The 18,468-nt window shown below is 62.7% G+C and carries 24 protein-coding genes and 1 pseudogene; 12 read left to right on the plus strand and 13 right to left on the minus strand.

Annotated elements, in window-relative coordinates:
- Positions 1-32 precede the first annotated feature (32 nt).
- The 3 genes from FS507_RS14620 to FS507_RS14630 are packed head-to-tail and all read right to left on the minus strand — an operon-like array spanning position 33 to position 1,719.
- Positions 33-545: a DJ-1/PfpI family protein gene (locus FS507_RS14620; RefSeq protein ID WP_145943521.1), complete on the minus strand. Its 513-nt coding sequence runs from the start codon at positions 543-545 to the stop codon at positions 33-35.
- 54 nt (positions 546-599) lie between these two features.
- A complete protein-coding gene (locus FS507_RS14625; RefSeq protein ID WP_145943522.1) occupies positions 600-929 on the minus strand; it encodes a nuclear transport factor 2 family protein in 330 nt (109 codons plus the stop codon).
- A gap of 34 nt (positions 930-963) precedes the next feature.
- Positions 964-1,719, minus strand: a complete 756-nt coding sequence (locus FS507_RS14630; protein ID WP_145943523.1) for an SDR family oxidoreductase — start codon at positions 1,717-1,719, stop codon at positions 964-966.
- An 87-nt stretch (positions 1,720-1,806) separates the two neighbouring features.
- On the opposite strand from FS507_RS14630, the gene FS507_RS14635 reads away from it, so the two are divergent.
- Positions 1,807-2,493 (plus strand): TetR/AcrR family transcriptional regulator, encoded by a 687-nt coding sequence (locus tag FS507_RS14635; RefSeq protein ID WP_145943524.1) that lies wholly within the window; start codon positions 1,807-1,809, stop codon positions 2,491-2,493.
- A 27-nt stretch (positions 2,494-2,520) separates the two neighbouring features.
- Here the strand turns inward: FS507_RS14635 and FS507_RS14640 are convergent, their stop codons facing one another.
- Positions 2,521-3,450 (minus strand): LysR family transcriptional regulator, encoded by a 930-nt coding sequence (locus FS507_RS14640; protein WP_145943525.1) that lies wholly within the window; start codon positions 3,448-3,450, stop codon positions 2,521-2,523.
- A gap of 88 nt (positions 3,451-3,538) precedes the next feature.
- Here FS507_RS14640 and FS507_RS14645 point away from each other — a divergent pair, with 88 nt between their 5' ends.
- The 3 genes and pseudogenes from FS507_RS14645 to FS507_RS18080 all read left to right on the plus strand — a co-directional run bounded on the left by FS507_RS14645 (position 3,539) and on the right by FS507_RS18080 (position 4,835).
- A complete protein-coding gene (locus FS507_RS14645; protein ID WP_260853524.1) occupies positions 3,539-4,090 on the plus strand; it encodes a DapH/DapD/GlmU-related protein in 552 nt (183 codons plus the stop codon).
- A gap of 53 nt (positions 4,091-4,143) precedes the next feature.
- The gene (locus FS507_RS19270) at positions 4,144-4,380 is read left to right on the plus strand and encodes a transposase (RefSeq protein WP_369008449.1); all 237 of its coding nucleotides are present in this window, start codon (positions 4,144-4,146) and stop codon (positions 4,378-4,380) included.
- Positions 4,308-4,835: pseudogene (locus FS507_RS18080) on the plus strand (IS5 family transposase). The gene FS507_RS19270 and the pseudogene FS507_RS18080 overlap by 73 nt, the downstream one beginning before the upstream one ends.
- Before the next feature lie 99 nt (positions 4,836-4,934).
- Here FS507_RS18080 and FS507_RS14655 read toward each other — a convergent pair.
- Both FS507_RS14655 and FS507_RS14660 read right to left on the minus strand, forming a co-directional pair.
- Positions 4,935-5,336, minus strand: a complete 402-nt coding sequence (locus FS507_RS14655; protein ID WP_145943526.1) for a GlcG/HbpS family heme-binding protein — start codon at positions 5,334-5,336, stop codon at positions 4,935-4,937.
- Between the two features lie 30 nt (positions 5,337-5,366).
- Positions 5,367-6,143, minus strand: a complete 777-nt coding sequence (locus FS507_RS14660; protein WP_145943527.1) for an SDR family oxidoreductase — start codon at positions 6,141-6,143, stop codon at positions 5,367-5,369.
- 101 nt (positions 6,144-6,244) lie between these two features.
- Here FS507_RS14660 and FS507_RS14665 point away from each other — a divergent pair, with 101 nt between their 5' ends.
- The gene (locus FS507_RS14665; protein WP_145943564.1) at positions 6,245-6,802 is read left to right on the plus strand and encodes a TetR/AcrR family transcriptional regulator; all 558 of its coding nucleotides are present in this window, start codon (positions 6,245-6,247) and stop codon (positions 6,800-6,802) included.
- Between the two features lie 196 nt (positions 6,803-6,998).
- On the plus strand, positions 6,999-7,556 hold the full coding sequence (locus FS507_RS14670; protein ID WP_145943528.1) for a recombinase family protein: 558 nt from the start codon (positions 6,999-7,001) through the stop codon (positions 7,554-7,556).
- A gap of 345 nt (positions 7,557-7,901) precedes the next feature.
- On the opposite strand, the gene FS507_RS14675 is transcribed toward FS507_RS14670, so the two are convergent.
- The 6 genes from FS507_RS14675 to arsB form a co-directional block, all read right to left on the minus strand.
- Positions 7,902-8,504 carry an SOS response-associated peptidase family protein gene (locus FS507_RS14675; protein ID WP_145943529.1) on the minus strand — a complete coding sequence of 201 codons (603 nt, stop codon included), beginning with the start codon at positions 8,502-8,504 and terminating at the stop codon, positions 7,902-7,904.
- Positions 8,505-8,518: 14 nt separating this feature from the next.
- Positions 8,519-9,682, minus strand: coding sequence for a hypothetical protein (locus FS507_RS14680; RefSeq protein WP_145943530.1), 1,164 nt, complete (start codon positions 9,680-9,682; stop codon positions 8,519-8,521).
- A 289-nt stretch (positions 9,683-9,971) separates the two neighbouring features.
- On the minus strand, positions 9,972-10,319 hold the full coding sequence (locus FS507_RS14685; RefSeq protein WP_145943531.1) for a helix-turn-helix domain-containing protein: 348 nt from the start codon (positions 10,317-10,319) through the stop codon (positions 9,972-9,974).
- Complete coding sequence (locus tag FS507_RS14690) at positions 10,316-11,431, minus strand: tyrosine-type recombinase/integrase (RefSeq protein WP_396165080.1); 1,116 nt, start codon at positions 11,429-11,431, stop codon at positions 10,316-10,318. The genes FS507_RS14685 and FS507_RS14690 overlap by 4 nt, the downstream gene beginning before the upstream one ends.
- A 110-nt stretch (positions 11,432-11,541) precedes the next feature.
- Positions 11,542-11,952: an arsenate-mycothiol transferase ArsC gene (locus FS507_RS14695; protein ID WP_145943532.1), complete on the minus strand. Its 411-nt coding sequence runs from the start codon at positions 11,950-11,952 to the stop codon at positions 11,542-11,544.
- Positions 11,949-13,082 (minus strand): ACR3 family arsenite efflux transporter, encoded by a 1,134-nt coding sequence (arsB, locus tag FS507_RS14700; RefSeq protein ID WP_145943533.1) that lies wholly within the window; start codon positions 13,080-13,082, stop codon positions 11,949-11,951. The genes FS507_RS14695 and arsB overlap by 4 nt, the downstream gene beginning before the upstream one ends.
- A gap of 85 nt (positions 13,083-13,167) precedes the next feature.
- On the opposite strand from arsB, the gene FS507_RS14705 reads away from it, so the two are divergent.
- The 5 genes from FS507_RS14705 to FS507_RS17680 all read left to right on the plus strand — a co-directional run bounded on the left by FS507_RS14705 (position 13,168) and on the right by FS507_RS17680 (position 16,260).
- A complete protein-coding gene (locus tag FS507_RS14705; RefSeq protein WP_396165078.1) occupies positions 13,168-13,524 on the plus strand; it encodes an ArsR/SmtB family transcription factor in 357 nt (118 codons plus the stop codon).
- A 54-nt stretch (positions 13,525-13,578) separates the two neighbouring features.
- Positions 13,579-14,652 carry an FAD-dependent oxidoreductase gene (locus FS507_RS14710; protein ID WP_145943534.1) on the plus strand — a complete coding sequence of 358 codons (1,074 nt, stop codon included), beginning with the start codon at positions 13,579-13,581 and terminating at the stop codon, positions 14,650-14,652.
- A gap of 78 nt (positions 14,653-14,730) precedes the next feature.
- Complete coding sequence (locus FS507_RS14715; RefSeq protein ID WP_145943535.1) at positions 14,731-15,141, plus strand: ArsR/SmtB family transcription factor; 411 nt, start codon at positions 14,731-14,733, stop codon at positions 15,139-15,141.
- Positions 15,107-16,030, plus strand: a complete 924-nt coding sequence (locus FS507_RS14720) for a permease (protein ID WP_260853529.1) — start codon at positions 15,107-15,109, stop codon at positions 16,028-16,030. Before FS507_RS14715 ends, FS507_RS14720 begins: the two co-directional genes overlap by 35 nt.
- Before the next feature lie 65 nt (positions 16,031-16,095).
- Positions 16,096-16,260, plus strand: coding sequence for a hypothetical protein (locus FS507_RS17680; protein WP_186314710.1), 165 nt, complete (start codon positions 16,096-16,098; stop codon positions 16,258-16,260).
- A gap of 15 nt (positions 16,261-16,275) precedes the next feature.
- Here FS507_RS17680 and FS507_RS14725 read toward each other — a convergent pair whose 3' ends face one another.
- Positions 16,276-17,829, minus strand: coding sequence for a SulP family inorganic anion transporter (locus FS507_RS14725; protein ID WP_145943536.1), 1,554 nt, complete (start codon positions 17,827-17,829; stop codon positions 16,276-16,278).
- A 164-nt stretch (positions 17,830-17,993) separates the two neighbouring features.
- On the opposite strand from FS507_RS14725, the gene FS507_RS14730 reads away from it, so the two are divergent.
- Positions 17,994-18,407, plus strand: a complete 414-nt coding sequence (locus tag FS507_RS14730; RefSeq protein WP_145943537.1) for a MerR family transcriptional regulator — start codon at positions 17,994-17,996, stop codon at positions 18,405-18,407.
- The last annotated feature ends 61 nt before the right edge of the window (positions 18,408-18,468 follow it).

Below are 18,468 nucleotides of genomic sequence, written 5' to 3' on the forward strand. Positions count from 1 at the left end.
ATCCTTCCAGGCCCACCCCACGGCAAGCCAGATCAGATGTCAACTACTCGCGCAGCAGTCCCCAGCAATAGTGAGGAACCGTGGCAGATCAGTGACACCACCTTGCCTGCCTCATAGAACGAAGAGATCAGATCATGCAGGTGATCATCATCCTTGAAGGTCAGCAGTGGTCCACCCCCACCGGCGACCCACACGGCATCATAGTCAGCAACGTCAATATCGGCGGTCGAGATTGTGTCACTGAGCAGGGGACCGAAGGTGTCGTGGTGCAGGAAACCGAGGGTGATCAGATCATCGCGGTAGTCCCCTCCTGGGGTTCGTGGGTCGCTGTGTGTATCGACCATCACTTCTCCGCCCTTAGGGGAGGCGATGTCAACGTCGTGACCGGCCTCAATGAATGCGAGGAACGCACGGGTGAGTTCCTCGCCAAAGAAGCCGACAGGCATCCCGTGCAGTTCTGCTGTGTTGGACACGATTGCCAGGATACGGCGTGGTTTATGGCTCCGTCCGGAACGTGCTTCGAAAGTGCTGTCAGTGTCGTTCATCAGGCTTCATCCTCTCCTATTAGGGGCATGGTGCCACGAAGGTGACGGCGTTCGTCAGCCTTCGCTGATGGTCATTTTCTTGATCTTGTCACCATCGAGGTCGAAGTCGAATCGCGACGGCCCGTTGGCGTGGGTTGACCGCCAGTCGCCGACGACGGTGATTTTGCCGTCGGCGGTGGAGGCTCGTTCTGCGCTGAAGGTTGGCTGGGATCCGATGAATGCGATCTGGCTCCACTCGTCAATCTCGTCGCGTCCGGTGATGATCTGACCCCAGTCATCGACGACAGCATCGGTGGTCAACGCATCAAGAAAAGCCTGGCTATCATGGTCGTTGACCGCGGTGAAGAATGAGGCGATCGGCTCGGGGATGTCAAGGCTGGTCACAAGAATATCCTTCGGTTAGGCGGACAGGGCGGGGTTAGCGCGTGGTGTAGCCACCGTTGGCGAAGATCGTCTGACCGGTGATCCACCAGCCGTCAGTCGCCAGGAACCTGATGATCGGCGCGATGTCCTCGATCTGGGTGAGCTGATTGCCCATGGCCTGGGACTTGTGGAACTCGACTCGTTCCGGCGTTTCCTGGCCGTAGAAGAACGGCGTGTCCATCGGGCCGGGGGCCACGGCGTTGACCGAGATGCCACGGTCGGCGAACTCCTTGGACGCCGCACGGGTGAAGTGCTCCACCGGGGCCTTGCCGCCGGCGTAGGTGGAGTAGCCGTCGGTGAAGGCGGCCAACAAGGCAGTGACCACGGTGATGATCTTGCCATCGTCGGAAAGATGCTTGCCTGCCTCCTTGATGAAGAAGTACGCAGCCTTGGAATTGATGTCGAACATCGAGTCGTACTCGTCCTCGGCGGTCTCGACGATGGGCTTGCGCAGCACCTTGCCGGCGGTGTTGATGGCGATGTCGATCTTGCCGAACGTCTTCTCGGCCTCATCGAACAGGGTCGCGACGTTCTGCGGTGCGGTCAGGTCGCCTTGGAAGATCGCACCCTGGACGTCTTCAGCCTGCACAGCGGCGAGGGTGTCCTCGGCATCCGGTCGACTGGCATCGGAATTGTAGTGGATCGCCACGTTGGCTCCGGCAGCCGCGGACTGGCGCGCCACCAGGCCTCCGAGATTCTTGCCGCCTCCGGCGATCAGGACGTTCTTTCCCTTGAGCGTGTGCTCAGTCATGCTGTCTTCCTTTCTCGTGGACTTCACGGATGAACATATCAGAGATATGTTGCGCCGTATCGATGATACGTACGCTACGGTAGCAGAATGAGCAGGGACGCGTCGACAGGGACGAGAGAAAAGTTGATCGCCGCTGCCGCGGACATGATCGCCCGCTCGCCCGGCGAGGACTTCTCGCTGCGGGCGGTGTGCGACACCGTGGGAGTCAAGCTGCCCACCGCCTACCACTTCTTCGGCTCCAAACAGGGACTTGCCGATGCCGTTGTCGAGCACGGCTTCGACATGTACATCGCCGAGAAACAGGCGATGGAGTGGACCGGTGACCCGATCCAGGACATCCGCACCGGATGGGACGCCCACGTCGACTTCGGCCTGGCCAACCCCGGGTTCTACGCACTGATGTACGGCAAGGTGCAGCCCGGTCACGCCCCGGCGGCCCAGTCCCGTCCCGCCGAGATCCTGCTCAGTCTGACGACACAGGCCTCCGACCAGGGCCGCCTCGCCGTCCTCCCGGAGCAGGCCTCCGCCCACATCCTGGCCACCAACATCGGCGTCACGCTGCGACAGATCATTCGGGGATCCCCCGACCCCGATCTGTCTGCTGCGGTACGCGAAGGGGTGATCCGGGCAATTACTGGGGCGGGGCGGGAGGGTGATGATGCGGCTGCGGTGACTGTGGCAGAGAAAGCTGCTGCTAGTCCCGATATCCTCGGGCCGACGGAGACACGCCTGTTCCTGCAGTGGTTGAGGAAGGTCAGTGAATCGCCCATCTAGCGCGTGTCTGCTAAATCGGCTGGTCGATCAGTACGTCACCCATCCGGGAACCCACACCTCGTCATCGACCTGGGGTCGTGAGGCTTGCAGAAAATCTCGCAGCTCGGTCAGCACAGGATTCTGGTGTCCAGCACGTGTAAGCAGCATGTGCGGATAAACCGGTGTCGGCCCACGCAGGGGAACTCGCCGCAGACCGTAGTTCTCGGGCCACAGGTACCGGTCGCCGGTGCCAACAAGGGTCGCTAGAGAGCTTGACTCAGCCAATGCGTCCATGAGCGCTTCGTCGCCGAAGTTGGGGCCGAGTGAGTCGATGCTCATCCCGAAGTCCTGCGAAAGCGACTGGTAGAACAACTCCCATTCCGTGCCTGGGCTTATACCGGGGATCCAGAGGCGGTGGTCGGCAAGGTCGGTGGGCTGGACCTCGCCCTTCCCTGCCAACGGGTGGGCGGGGCCGACCAGCAGCTCCAGCGGGGCGTCCAGGAGTCGTTCGGCTCTGATCCCAGAAGGCATCTGGCTAGCAGGCAAGGCACGGAAGGAAGCCTCAAGGCTACCCTCGAGCACAGCCCACGCCGCCTGCGCAGCATTCTCCTCGCCGAGCGTAACCGCATCGAGGACGGTGTCGGGGCGCGAGTGGTAGAAGCGGTGGACGGCTTGGGCTGGCGCGATGCGCCGATTGAGGACATCGACCCGCAGGGGACGGGTCCCGGGGCGCATAGCTTGCTCTGCATCCTCAAGCGCCATCAGAACCTTTTTGGCGTGCGGGAGGAACAGCTGACCGTCCAAGCTCAGCCGCGATCCCCGGGAGGTGCGTACCCGGAGCGAGACCCCGAGGTTCCTCTCTAAACCCATGATCCGCTTGGAGACCGCCTGCTGGCTGATTCCGAATTTGTCGGCCACCTCCTGGAACTGCCCAACCTCAGCGATGGCTACAAAAGTCCGTACAGCTTTGATGTCCACGCTACGATCATAGCTCTACAACCTGTAGTTGTTTCCGTGAACGGTGAGTTGTTTGATCGTGGGGCAGCGACTCTGCTGAGATTGCGGCATGGCTTCCCGAATAGAACAGATAATGCACGTCCAGACACCAGAATTTGCGCACTTTGCGGAGCGAATCGCCCAGGTCACCGATGCGACCTCTCGGCTGAACGTCCTGCCCTTCAATGACACCGAGGCACGCGCTGAACTACTTTCAGTTGTCTTCGGTGGCCCCTTGCCGGCCTCCGTGACGATCTACCCGCCGTTCTACACCGAGCATGGACTGGCCACGACGTTCGGCGAGAACGTCTTCGTCAACCAGGGCTGCACCTTCATGGACGGCGGTGGCATCACCATCGGTGACAACGTCATGATCGCTCCGCGGGTCAGCTTGATCACCGGCGGTCACCCGCTGCCGCTGGCAGAGCGGCGCGAGTACACCGTCAGCGCCCCGATTGTGATCGAGGACGACGTTTGGATCGGTGCGGCTGCCGTAGTCACTCAAGGTGTGACCATCGGTGCGGACGCAGTCGTTGCTGCCGGCGCGGTCGTCACCCACGACGTGCCCGCGCGCACGGTGGTCGCTGGCGTACCCGCCCGAGTGATCAAGAACATCGACTGACATCGTGCTCCCCGACGCTACAAGCTGGGGAGTGCGGTGTCCGGTTGCCCTCAGTGCCTCGTCGACTGCGGCTCTTTGACGATCAGTGGGAGAGCATACGTGCTCTGCTACCCAGTAGCGCAGGACGACGCGGCAGGCCTTGGGCCGACCACCGCCGGGTCGTGGAAGCGATCGTCTACCGCTACCGCACCGGCATCCCGTGGCGTGCCGTGGCACCGTGCACGCCCATGGCCCGCAGTCGCACCACGAACCTCCCGGACACGCGATCGGCCGCTCCCGCGGAGGGTTGACCACGAAGGTCCACCACGCCGTCGACGGCCGGGGCCGTCCGCTGGCCGTGGTCGTCACCCCGGGCCAGGCGCACGATGGACAGACCCTGCCGGTCCTGCTGGGCGACCTGCGCGTGGCCAGGACCGGGCAGGGCAGGCCACGCACGAGTCCCGATGCCCTACTGGCAGACAAGGCATACTCCTCTCGCACGATCCGCCAGACGCTGCGCGCCCGCAGAATCAAGGACGTCATCCCCGAGCGGCGCGACCAGCACGGCCATCGACGCCGACGGGGCCGCTAGTGTGGATGTGCCCCGAGCTTCGACCGAGAGGTCTACAAGGGCCGCAACGTCGTCGAGCGTTCCTTCGCCCTGATCAAGCAATGGAGGGGCTTGGCCACGCGGTTCGACAAGCTCGCGATCGTCTACCGCTCGGCCGTGGTCCTGGCGGCGGTGCTGGTATGGGCTCGCAATTAGCAGACACGCCCTAGGCCTCTATCGGTTTCGCACTGTCTGCGCAGAGCCAGTCACACAGCACACTTCTTCGCAGAGCCAGACTGATGCTCCTGCCTGAGTTCAGCTCACAGCAGCGCGAGCTATCTCGGCGTCCTGCTCTGGTGTTCCACCAGAGACACCCAGTGCCCCGAGGAGGTTTCCTTCCGCGTCCGTAATGGGCACGCCTCCTCCCATAAGCAGCAATCCACCGTTGGTGTGGTCGAAATGCGCGAGAGGTTCGCCCAACTGCACAGGAGCGTTCAGCGCTTCGCTCGGCATCTCGAACATCACCGACGTCCGTGCTTTCGCGACAGCGAGGTCATTCGATGCCAGCCATGCTCCGTTCATCCGTTCGAAGGAAACGAGGTTAGCTCCTGCGTCGAGAACCGCGAATACCGCGTTCAGTCCTAGTTCCCGTGCCTTGCGCTTGCCTGCGTCAATAACCTGTGTGGCTGATTCGAGGGTGATTGTAGGTTGTGCCATGGGTTCTGCTCCTTCGCTCTCCCGCGGGGGTTAGGCTTTCTGGGTCCACTCGGTTTCCTGCCACTGCTTGGCAGCGGTGATGGTTTCCTGTGGTCGCATGGTCCGGTAGTCGGGGTTGTCGGACATGATTGTTTCGACCATCGCATCGACCATTTCCTGTGGATCGGCCTGATCCGCCAGTGAGTCCCCGAAGTCGGGCATGGGGATATTTGCGGTGTCGGGGTCGTACCACTGCACGTAGCTTTCAGCGCCGGTGTCGTTGAAACCGGTGTTGAATACTCCGGGGTTCACGGTGGCAACCTTGATTCCGAAGGGCTCGAGTTCGGCCTTCATCGAACCGGCGATCGCTTCGATCGCGTGCTTGGTGGCGCAGTAGGCCCCCAAGAACGGAACAACGAGGATGCCACCCATTGATGAGGTCCACACGATACGTCCCTGCTGACGCTCGATCATCTTCGGGGCGATCGCCTGCACCAGTTCGAGATGGCCGAACACGTTGATGTCGAAGGACTCGCGGACTCGCTGGAGGGGGATATCGACGACGGCTCCACCTTCCATGACGCCTGCATTGAGCACGAGTACGTCGACGTCGAAACTCGCGGCGTGGGAGATATCGATGTTGTCCCGCAGGTTGAGCTTGATGACAGTCAGCTCAACATCGGCAGCTTGTGCGTCTTCGCGCATGCTTCGTACCTGTGGCCATGTCTCAGCGGCCGCGATGACGTCCTGGCCTTGACGGGCGAGCTCGATAGCCGCTCCCCGCCCGAATCCACTGCTGGCGCCGGTAATGAGAATCTTCTGGGTCATGCGCACTCCTTGAGGTAACTATCTGGATACTTACATGGACAAGTGTGACACCCCTGGACCCCCGTGTCAATAACTAGTCGGTTACCGGTAGATTGGGAGCCATGCCACCCAACGCCGCCGAAACCAAGCGAAGGATCTTGGAAGCCGCCCGTAACGAGTTCGCCGAGCACGGCCTGGCGGGTGCCCGAGTGGACCGGATCGCTGAAGCGGGAAATGTCAACAAACGGTCGATCTACGTGCACTTCGGCCCCAAGGACACCCTGTTCGACATCATCGTGGCGAGATCGCTGACCGAGATGGCGGAGGCGGTCCCGTTCACGGTCAAAGACCTGCCCGGATATGCAGGAGCACTGTTCGATTACCTGATTGAGCATCCAGAAGTTCTTCGATTGACCTCGTGGGCCGGGCTGGAACGTCCCGACGCCTCTGCCGACGAGGCCGCTGCGTACGCACCGAAGATAGCAGCACTCTCGGAGAAGTTCGGCAGGGATGCGGTAGATGTTCTCGCTCTGTTGTTGGGTCAGGTCACGGCGTGGCAATATGCCTCTCCGGCACTTAAAGTCCACTCCCCGGAGGACCCTTGGTCGCTTGACCGATTGAACCGGTATCGAGCAATGCTCATCACCTCAGTCACCGGACTTATCGACACCGCGGAGTAAATCTACCGAAAGGGCTGGCACCCAACGATCTCGAAGCCCTTCCGGTGCCGCCCCACACCATAACCAAACTTCCAGCATGCTCAACAACGGAAGGCTCCGGCCGTGATCATCGGCGCGGATCGCTCATGAAGACGGTGACTCCGGAGCACGACATGGAGAGTCTAAGAAGCCACGCCACCTAACGATCACATTCACAATGGCACTCGTAGGTCTCGTCCGCGTCAGCACGAAGGGTCAGGACGTCGCTCGTCAGCATGACGCCCTCGACCCGATCTGCATCAAGGTGTTCGAGGAGAAGGTCAGCGGCAAGCTGTCGGTCGACAACCGCCCCGGACTCAAGGCCGCCCTCAACTACCTCCGTCCTGACGACATGCTCACCGTCCAGGAGGTCGACCGACTTGGCCGCAACCTGCTCGAAGGTCTCATCGTCCTGACCGATCTGTTCGAGAAGGGCGTCAAGGTCAAGGTGCTCGACGGCATCGCCACCGGAGAACACACGGAACGGTCCCTGATCCTTGACCTGGCCCTCGCCCTGGCAGAAGACCGTCGCCGGGACATCTCCGCCAAGACGAAGAACGGTCTCGACGCCGCACGGAAGCGAGGCAAGGTCGGTGGCCGCCCCAAGGTCATCGACACCGACAAGGAGGCCGCGATCGTGGCCCGACGCAGCAAGGGCGAGTCGATCCGCGAGATTGCCCGTGGCACCGGGGTATCCGTGGGTGCTGTCCACAGGGTGCTCGCTACCCAGGACTAGTCCACCCTCCCGGCGGGTTCCGTCTCGCGGCCTGACGGCCAGCGGACGGCAGGAGTCGTTGTGAGGGTCACCTAAGCAGCCGATTCCCGAGGGGGTCTGATTTCGAGGGTCGAGCGAGACGACTACCCCCGATGTAGGATCACCTTGCTGGCAGAGATTAATGATCTATGGTACTTGTCTTTTGCAACTTTTCTACCAGTATCAATGTATTCCTCTGACCGATACAGCCAGGGCGGATCGTGACGCTACCAACCGTCGCACAGTCTAGAAATCACCCCTATCTACTGTGAAGTTGCTGTCAGTTTCGGTCACATAGCCGTGATCCCGACCCCCTCGGGAACCATCTCAGCCGACGATCTCCATCGACCTGCTCAGCTCCTCGGACGCCGACAGTGCCTCCGCCAGCAAATCCCCGTCCCCGGCGACCGACGGGTTCAACCAGTCATCGTGCAGCTCCCGTGGCAATACCAGCGGCATCCTCGGATGCACTGTCGCCGCCTGCTCCACGGCGTCACGGGTCACCAGGGCGTAGGTCAGCATCGGTTCATTGTCCCGGTGCGCCAGCGTCATGATCGACGCGATGCCGAACGCCTCCCCACCCGGCAGGGCGAACCGCTTGCCCTTCTCCACGTACCAGGTGGCCGGGGCCAGGGCGCGGTGCTGACGGAACGGCCCCTTCCACACCCTCGACGACAACAGCTTGTCGTCCCTCGCATTGAACGCGCTGAACTGCGCTGGTTCATTGCCGATGTGAATCCACCACCACGCCAGGTTCAACTCCCGGTGACCGTCCTCGTCCGAGGTGATCAGCGGGTTCAAGTTCAACGCCTTCTTGCCGGTGATCTTCGCGTTGCCGCCGCGCTCCTCAATCCAGCGTTCCAGGGCGTTCCTGGTCTCCCGCTCGTCGAGAGGTTCTAGACCGTACTGGCTGATACTGGTGAAGCGCATTATTCAGCTGCGCATTATTCCCTCAGGTTGGGTGGACCTTGACGCGACGCTGGGTAGCCTGCCCAAGTACCTCCAGCATTTCTACTGTGCTTGGTGGCTTGCTCCACGCTGATGCCTGTGACATCCGCGATGATCGATGCGGGAATGGTCTGGGCGAAGTGTTGCAGACGGGAGTCTTTCAGCAAGCGCACGTTGAAACCCGCCTCAGCGATGATGTCTCTAGTACGACCTGGTGATACATGCTGGTCAGGCATCACGCCCGGAAACAGCCAATCCTGCCCACCGGGTAGGGTCTGGTGACTCTGGTCGAGGTTATTAAGCTGTTCTCGGACGAGTCGTTCCAATGTGTCGGGTAGCCGTATCGGGGTCTGGGCGAAGGCGATGACCAGGTTCCCCGCACCGTTGTCCCGGACGCAACTACGGCGTAGAGCAGCGCTACGTTGGATCGGCTGAGCGTAGATCACGGCAAACAGGGCGACGAGTCGGGCGGGAAGTGGCATCGTGCTGGCGTTGAAAACCTCATCGACGATCGTGGTGAGGTCAGTATCACTCAACCGCGGCCTGGCGTGGTGTTGATCGACGACCACGGCTGTCAGCTTCGTGCACAACCCTGCAGTCGTCGCCCAGTTGAGAAAAACCCCAGTGGAATGTGTGGGGGGATGTTCGGCGACATACCGATCGATCGCGGACTGATGGGCCGTGGCCAAAGTGAAGCCGTATTGAGCCAGCCACTGCAACAGCCGTCGATGGTTACGTAACTCCGTCCGCCAGTTCTTGTACATCCCGATGGTCATCTCCTTGCCGGCAAGCCGTCGCCGAATCGTGGGCAGGATGTGCCAGCGATAGAAGCGTTTAAGGATCGCGGCGTGCTCAGCAGGTAGGTCAGCCAGGAAATGTGTGGCGTATACGTCCAGGTCGTTGCGGTAAACATCGATGCTCGGCAGCACTCCAGCGCTGATCAGAATGCGACGAAGGTAGCGTGTGCTCGCCGTTAGTGGAAGTTGATTAACACCACGGTGAGTGATCGGCATGATGCCCGTGGCCATACTCGGCAGAGTGGTCGCGGCTGGTTCACGGCGCAGCCAGGAGTTGATGTTCTTTGGTTTATAAGCCGTAAGCAGGTAGCTCTTCAACGGTAGAAGCACCGAACAGATGCTTCCGGTGCCGTCGTCGAGCATGTCGTCGAGACGCTCGTTTAGTCGGCAACGTTGGCAGTGTGTTCCGGTGAGGTCTTGTTGGGTTCCGCAACCTTTGCAGTCGAATCGGCCTGGTTGGCCGATGCAGACATCGCATATCCGTTGACCGCCATCGTTAAGGAATGCAAGTACTCGTACTGTGTGGCATTGCGGGCATGGAGCGGGGTGTCGCCGTAGCGTCGAATAGCACGCATTACAGATCCTGCCTCCGAGTAGTCGATACCTGCTGATGACGTCGCGGTGGCAGTTGTCGCAGCAGGTTGTCGCAGACTCAGACGGGGCCATCGGTGGGTCGGTGTATCCGGGCTTTCACTGGTCGCAGTTCGGGCAGGTCCCGTTCGACAGTGTCGCCAACAACACGAGGAGCCGGCGCTGCAGCCACCTCGACAGGTTCGATCAGGTCATTGGGGCTGCAGGAAAACACCTGACACAGCGCTGCAAGAACCGTCATGTTGAGACGCTCAGGTGGCTTGGTGACCAACCGGAAGACCTGCTCACGGGAGAGGTTGACGCCGTGGCGACGAAGAGGCTCGCGCAGCTCAGTGGTCTGGAACATCCCGGCCGAGGCCATGACATCCCGCAGTTTCCATCGGATGGCGGGCGTCGGTGTGTCATTCATGTGGGCTCTCCGTAGATCTTGCTCAGCGCCTGGGCGATGACCCGGTTTTTGAAGTCGTCTCCGACAGAGGTGTAGATGGCCGTGGTGGCGGCGTAGGCGTGTCCGACCTGTTCCTGAACGAAGCGCTCAGCATAACCCCATTCAATCAGGCTGGTGACGTAACTGTGGCGCAACGCATGCAAGCTCAACTCCGGTGGCAGGCCAGTCTCGTCGCGAATCTCAGCGAACCGGACATCGAGATAGCGCAGCGACACCCGCGTTTGACGTTCGGTCGGCCACAACACCGTGCTCTCGGTGGCCCCATAATGCTGACGATCCTCGGTAATCCACTGGTGCAGCCCTTCCACCGCCCATCCCAGCTCAGGCACGGCGAGCACGGTACGCCGCTTCGGCCCAGAGCCCTTGGTGGATTTTCCCCAACGCACGTAGATCGCCCCGCAGTTACCGAAGACCGGGGCAGCAGGATTGGACCGAACATCAGCGATATCCAGACCGGCGACCTCTGCCCGACGCAACCCGAAGGCGTAGGTGGTCTTGAAGATCTGTGCGTCGCGAAGTGCGCTGAGTGCTCCTTTGCGCCCGGCTCTCTGAATACGGCTGACACGCTCATCAGCAGCATCGAAGAAGCGTTCAAGCTCATCATAGGTCAGTGCCCGACGTTGAGGCCTGCCCTCGTACTCGGTGAGATGGGTAAGGGTGTTCCAGTCGTGGCAGATCTGCATCGGCGTGTCCCCGAAGCGATCCCGGCACACCGCGACCCACCCGTAGCGAGAGTCAGTGATGAACGCGCAGAACTGCCATACGGTGCGCTGGTAGGTACGCAGCGTGGTTTTTGCCAACGGGCGGGCCCCTGAGGCGAGCTCGACGCTGAACGCTTCCAGATCACCGGGACGCCACTGCCAGGGGTAGGTATCGGTGAATCTTTGGAAGCGCACGATCAGTTGGCGACGGACGTTGACCGTCTGCCGTTTCAACCCGCGGCTGAACTGCTGATCCCCCCAGCCGTCCAGCATCGCGTCAAAGACGAACTGGGCCTGGTTCAGCGGGACCACGTTGGCAATGAGTTGCACCGGCAGGGTCGGTGACAGCATAGTTTCGTCCACACCCCACATGTTGCATTAGATACATCATTGTTGCAACTGCATCCGCTCGATATATTTCGTCAGATCAATGCTCCCTTCGGTGTGTCGCTCCGGCTCCCACCCTGGCATAGGGAAACCGGTCACAGGTCGTCGATCAGGGACGCCACCCGGGCGGCGATGTCGTCCCGGATCAGCCGCATACGCTCCGCACCGTCGATCCCCCGGTCGGACGGTTCATCGGTGAGCCAGCGTTCCAGCGTCCCGACGGCATCGGCGGGGAGCTCCAGCTGAGCCTGGGAGCCGACAACGATGACCCGGTCCGCCCGCAGCAGTAGCGCCGGATCAACCCCCTTGGGGTGATCAGTGCTCATGTCAGCCCCGACCTCCGCGACCGCCACCTCCGACTGCTCGTTGATCCGGGCGCCGGGGTGGGTGCCTGCGGAGTGCACCTCGACAGCCTCCCCGGCGTAGTGTCGGGCCAGGGCCGCGGCCATCTGGGATTTACCGGCGTTGCTGACGCAGACGAACAGGACGCAGGGGCGGGTGGTCATGAGAAGGTGTTCTCCTTTGTCGATTGTGTCGGCGAGGGCGTCTTGGTGGCGGCCCGGGGCACGGTCGGATCTCCAGCGAACAGGACCGGGCCCAGGCGCAGCATCACGTACACCAGTCCGACCAGCACCGGAACCTCGATCAACGGCCCGATCGTCCCTGCCAGCGCCTGGCCGGAGGCAGCACCGAACGTCCCGATCGCCACGGCGATCGCCAGCTCGAAGTTGTTGCCCGCCGCGGTGAACGCCACCGACGCCGACCGGGCGTAGTCGAGCCCCGACACCTTCGCCGTCACCAGTGCGAGAGCAAACATGCCCAGGAAGTAGATCACCAGCGGCACCGCGAGCCGTGCCACCGCCCACGGGTTCGCCGCGATCTGGTCGCCCTGCAGCGAGAACAACAGCACGATGGTGTACAGCAGCCCGATCAGCGCCAACGGCGAGATTCTCGGCAGATAGGTGTTCTCGTACCAGTCGCGGCCTTTGATCTTCTCGCCCAGTACCCGGGATCCGACCCCGGCGAGCAGGGGTATACCCAAGAACACCAGCACCGAGGTGACGATCGTCCAGAACGAGAACTCCGCCGAGCTCGTCTCCAATCCCAGCCAGGACGGCAGAACCTGCAGATAGAACCAGCCCAGCACGGCGAACATGAGCACCTGGAACACCGAGTTGATCGCCACCAGGACAGCGGTCGCCTCCCGGTCCCCGCACGAGAGGTCCGACCAGACCAGCACCATCGCGATACAACGGGCCAGCCCGACGATGATCAACCCGGTACGCAGTTCGGGCTGGTCCGGCAGGAATATCCAGGCCAGGGCGAACATGAACAGCGGGCCGACGATCCAGTTCAGGATCAGTGAGACCCCCATCAACCGGGTGTCGCCGGCGATCTTGCCGGCCTTGTCGTAACGGACCTTGGCTAGCGGCGGGTACATCATCACCAGCAGACCGACGGCGATGGGGATCGAGATCCCACCGACCTCCATCGACCCCAGGGCATCGCCGATGCCGGGGACCGTGTGGCTGATGAGCAGGCCGGTGGCCATGGCCAGGACGATCCAGACCGGCAGGAACCGGTCCAGGAACGACATCCGGACAGGCTCGACAGCAGGGGCCGAAGGTGGGGTCATGAGGGTCCATCCTGATTCATATTGACTGCGGTCAATATCAAAACATAGGTCCGATATCGACACTTGTCAATGTATGATGGTGGACATGAACACCGCCCCTAGCCTGCCCGACACCACCGTCCTGGACGTCCGGCAGTGCTGTTCACTGGGTGCCGACCCACTGACCCATGATGAGTCGGCGCACTACGCCGGGCTGTTCAAGGTCCTGGCGGAACCGGTGCGGCTGCGCATCCTGTCACAGCTGGCCGCCACCGGGTGTGGACCGGTCAGCGTCGGTGAACTCACGGAGATGATGGGCCTGACCCAGCCGACGATCTCACATCACCTGAAGATGATGACCGAGGCAGGCCTGCTGGAGCGCCGCCGGGACGGACGCAGCGTGATCCACCAGGTCCGACCCGAGGTCTTCACACAGCTGCGCACAGTGCTGCAGATCGGCTGACCGGATCCCCCGGTGGAGCAGCCGTGCCCGCGACAGAACGATGATAGAGACAGCATGGACAGCGAAGCCAGTACGGAGTCGACCCCAGCGCAGGCACACATCGAGCAGGACCACTACGAGGCGGTCGTCATCGGCGGCGGCCAGGCCGGTCTGGCGACCGCATTCTACCTGTTGCGGGCCGGAGTGGACACCCTGGTCCTCGACGATCAACCGGCAGCCGGCGGGGCATGGCGGCACGTGTGGCCGTCCCTGCACCTGTTCTCCACTGCCGGGTTCTCCAACCTGCCGGGCATGCCGATGCCGGCCTACCGGGGCTTCCCGCCGGCCACGCACGTCGTGGACTATTTCACCGCCTATGAACGCCGCTACCGGGCCCCGGTCGAACGGCCGGTACGGGTCGCCCGCGTCGGGCACCGCGACGGAATCTTCCGCATCGACGCCGAGTCACTGTCCCGGCCCGGGGCAGGCACGCGGTCCTGGACGGCGACGACCGTCATCGCGGCAACCGGCACCTGGTCAGCCCCGTTCGTCCCCTCCTATCCGGGCACCTTCACCGGCACACAGTGGCATTCGGCGAACTACCCCGGCCCCGAGCCATTCCGGGGCAGCACGGTCGCGGTGGTGGGTGCGGCGAACTCCGGGGCGCAGATCGCCGCGGAGCTGACCGAGGACCCGGACGTCGGCGACGTGCACTGGTACACCACCCATCCGCCGCGCTGGATGCCTGACGACGTCGACGGGCGGGTGTTGTTCCGCCGCAACCGCGAACGCGCTGCCGCCATTAACCGCGGTGATCCCGATCCGGGTGCCGACTCCGACCTGGGCGACATCGTCGTCCTGCCGCAGGTGCGCACCGCCCGGGACGCCGGAGGCCTTCAGGCCACCCCCATGTTCTCCTCCCTGGATGAGGTGGACGCCGATCAACTGATCTGGTGCACCGGATTCCGCCCGGCACTGGGACCGGTACGACATCTCGTCACCGACGGCGCACCACAGGTCCCCGGACTGCTGCTGGTGGGCTACGGCGACTGGACCGGTCCCGGTTCAGCGACGATCACCGGCGTCGGCCCGTTCGCCAAGGCTGCCGCCCGGCAGGCTGCGGAGCGGGTCGGCAAGAGCGTGAAGTAGCTCGACGATCCTCCTTCCCACCAGCTATAACAAATGCATGCTTGTGTTATAAGTGAGCGTTTGTGTATGTTGGGCGGCATGGCACCGAACATTGCGTTACCCAATCCCGTCAGTGACCTGTCACCGAGAGAGCAGGCCGAGTTTCTGGCCCCGACGTTGGCGGCGTTGGCAGATGTCAACCGCTTGACCATCGCCCTGGCGTTGTCCGAGAAGTCGATGACCAACCGACAGCTGCACGAGGCCACCGGCTTGAGCCCGGCCCTGGTCAGTCATCACCTGGTCGCGCTGCGCCGGGCCGGTGTCGTCGACACCGTGGCGAAAGGTCGGGCGAGTGTGAACAGTATCTGCTGTGAACAGCTCGCCGATCCGGTGCGCTGGCTGGCCCACCTGGCCACACTGACCCCGGCAGGCCAGAAAGCCTGCTGCAGAAACGACAGCGCCACACCTGCCGACCATGACCATGACGACCGGGTCGAACAGGGGCAGTGAGCACGACACCATGCTGATAGACACACTGCAGACCTTCGCCCTGCTGCTAGGCGAGCTGCTGGCGTTGTTCATCATCGTCTCGGCCGCCGTGGCCCTGATCAACCGACGCTTCGGCCCAGAGAAGATGCGCGACTGGATGGCCAGCGGTATTGTCCCCGGACCGGTCAAGGGCCTGATGTTGGGTGCGGTGACACCGTTTTGCTCCTGCTCGACCCTGCCCATGCTCGTCGGGATGCTCAACGCCGGGGTCGGTTTCCAGACCGCGATGACGTACCTGATTTCCTCGCCGCTGCTCAACCCGATCATCGTCGGTGGGATCGGGATCATCTTCGGCTGGAAGATCGCGATCATCTACACGGTGTTCACTCTGGCGGTGTCCCTGATCGCGCCGATGATCTGGACGATGCTGGGCATGCAGTCCGCGGTGAAACGCGTCCGCGTGCACGGCGAGACCACCCCGGAGCCATGGAAAGGCCTTGTCGGTGAACTGCCCGGAGCACTACGACAAGCCTGGGCTGATCTACGCCCGTTGCTGATCCCCATGCTGTTGGGCCTGGCCGTGGGTGCCGCGATCTACGGGTTCGTACCCGAAGACCAGCTCACCGGCTTCGCCGGAGCGAACATCTGGTGGGCGGTGCCCCTGGCAGCGGTCATCGGCATCCCGATGTACATCCGGTTGGAGACGATGCTGCCGGTCGGCCTGGCACTGCAATCCGCCGGTGTCGCGATCGGCCCGATCTTCGCCCTGATGATCGGCGGGGCCGGGGCCTCCCCGCCAGAGGTGTCGATGCTGGCAGCGGTGTTCAAACCCCGCCTGTTAATCACCTTCGTGGCCGCCATCCTCACCGTGGCGATCATCGGCGGCTACCTGATCTCCCTGACCAGATAGAACCGCCTGGAGAGCACGCCCAGGTACCCCTCAACCAATCAATCACGAAAATGAAGGAACTCATCATGGCTTTCAAGGACCTGTTCACCAAGAAGAACACCGCCAACAATCCCGCCAGCTCGTGCTGCCACGTCGAGATCGTCCCCGATGTTCAGTCCGAACAGGCGGAGACTGTTCGCGACATCACCGCCGAGGCTAGGAAGGCTGACAATACTAAAACCACTGAATAACCTTTGCCGTGGCGGTCAGTGTCCGCCGCCGAGCCGCCCCGAGAAGCGGTCGAGGCGTTCCTGGCTGGCGCCGTCGAGACCGATGATGTCGACGGTCTTTCCGCGCGCCCGGAACTTCGTGGTGATGCTGTCGAAGGTGGCGACCGTGGAGGCGTCCCACACGTCGGCCTCCGTCAGGTCGATGACGATGTGCTCGGCCGGGTCGGTGTAGTCGAAGCTGTACACGAGGTCATTACTGGAGGCGAAGAACAACTGCCCGTGCACCCGGTAGGTACGGGTGTCGATCGTGCCGTCGTGGTCGGTGTCGAGTTCCGCGACTTTTTCGACGCTCACCAGGTGGGCGACCCGTCGGGCGAACATGACCATCGCGGTGAGTACACCGAGCACCACACCGACCGCCAGGTTGTGGGTGGCCAGGGTGGCGACGACAGTCACCACCATCACGGCGGTCTCACTCAGCGGCATCATCGGCAAGGTCCGCAATGAATGCCAGTCCATGGTGCCCACCGACACCATGATCATCACCGCGACGAGTGCCGCCATCGGGATCAGCCCGACGATGTCACCGAGGGCGACGACCAGGATCAGCAGAAAGATTCCCGCCAACAGGGTGGACAGGCGGGTGCGGGCGCCGGAGGAACGCACGTTGATCATGGTCTGTCCGAGCATGGCGCATCCTCCCATCCCGCCGAACAGGGAGCTGACGACGTTGGCCGCACCCTGTCCCCACCCTTCCCTGGTCTTGTCGGAGTGCACGTCGGTGATGTCGTCGACGAACTTCGCGGTCATCAGTGACTCCATCAGACCCACCAGCGCCATGGCCAGGGCGTAGGGCGCGATGATCGTCAGGGTGTCCAGGTTCAGCGGGACGTCGGGGATGAACAGGCCGGGCAGACTGTCGGGGAGCTCCCCTTGATCCTTGACGTTGGGGACGTTCCACCCGCTGACCACGACCACGATGGTGATCAGGACGATCGCGACCAGCGGGGCGGGGATCACGGTGGTCAGCCTGGGCATGCCGACCATGATGACCAGGCCGGCAGCGACCAGTGGGTAGACCAGCCAGGGCACGCCGAGCAGGTGGGGCAGCTGGGCGGTGAAGATCAGGATCGCCAGGGCGTTGACGAAGCCGATCATCACCGAGCGGGGGATGAAGCGCATCAGTTTGGCGACCCCGAGCACGCTGAGGGCGACCTGGAAGACACCCGCGAGCAGGACGGTGGCGATGAAGTAGTCCATGCCGTGGTCGTGGGCGACCGGGGCGATCACCACGGCGACGGCACCGGTGGCCCCCGAGATCATCGCAGGCCGTCCGCCTGTGAAGGCGATGGTCACCGCCACCGTGAAGGAAGCGAACAACCCGACCCGGGGATCCACACCGGCGAGGATGGAGAACGAGATGGCTTCCGGGATCAACGCGAGTGCGACGACCAGCCCGGCAAGCACTTCGGTGCGCAGACGCGGAAGTGAACTGAATGCGTAGCGGAACGAGGCGACGACCCCGGTCGGGGCGGGCGGGTCGGATCGCATGGCCTGGTCGGCGCCAGGCTCAGTGGTAGATTGGGTCATGAAGAACCTCCGAAAATAGTGGGTCCAGGACCGCTGAGACAGACGACCTGGCGAGACATAGTGGAATCAGCACTAGAGTAAAACCTACCGTAACGGTAGGGTTTCGCGGAGGCAATTCCGGTGCGCTGACAGCGCTCCGTGGCAGGACGGCAGAGGGAGCGGACATGGCGGTACACGGCAGCAAGATCGGCCAGGTCGCCGACGACACAGGCATGTCGATCCGCACCTTGCGTCACTACGACGAACTCGGGATCGTCAGCCCGTCCGGTCGTAGCGCAGGCGGCTTCCGCCTCTACAGCGACGAGGACATGCAGCGGATCCTGCTGATCCGCCGCATGAAGCCACTGGATTTCACGCTGGAGGAGATCGGTGTCTTCCTCCGCGCCGTGGACACCCTCGCCTCGACGGATGCCACCCCAGCCGACAAGGAACACGCCAGCCAGCTCATCGCGGACGTCCGCTCACAGGCCGGTGAGCGACTGGAGAAGCTGCGGACCCGGATCGCGTACGCCGAGGAGTTCCTGACCCAGCTCAGCACCCTGGACAATAACGGACGACCGCAGCGTAATCGTTCCTAACACGTCAAGCTGACCGTGCACAAGGTCCGACAAGTGACCGCTCAAACCCGCAGTTTTGTCC

This window comes from Corynebacterium glyciniphilum AJ 3170, from assembly GCF_007673095.1.
Classification (GTDB): Bacteria; Actinomycetota; Actinomycetes; order Mycobacteriales; family Mycobacteriaceae; genus Corynebacterium.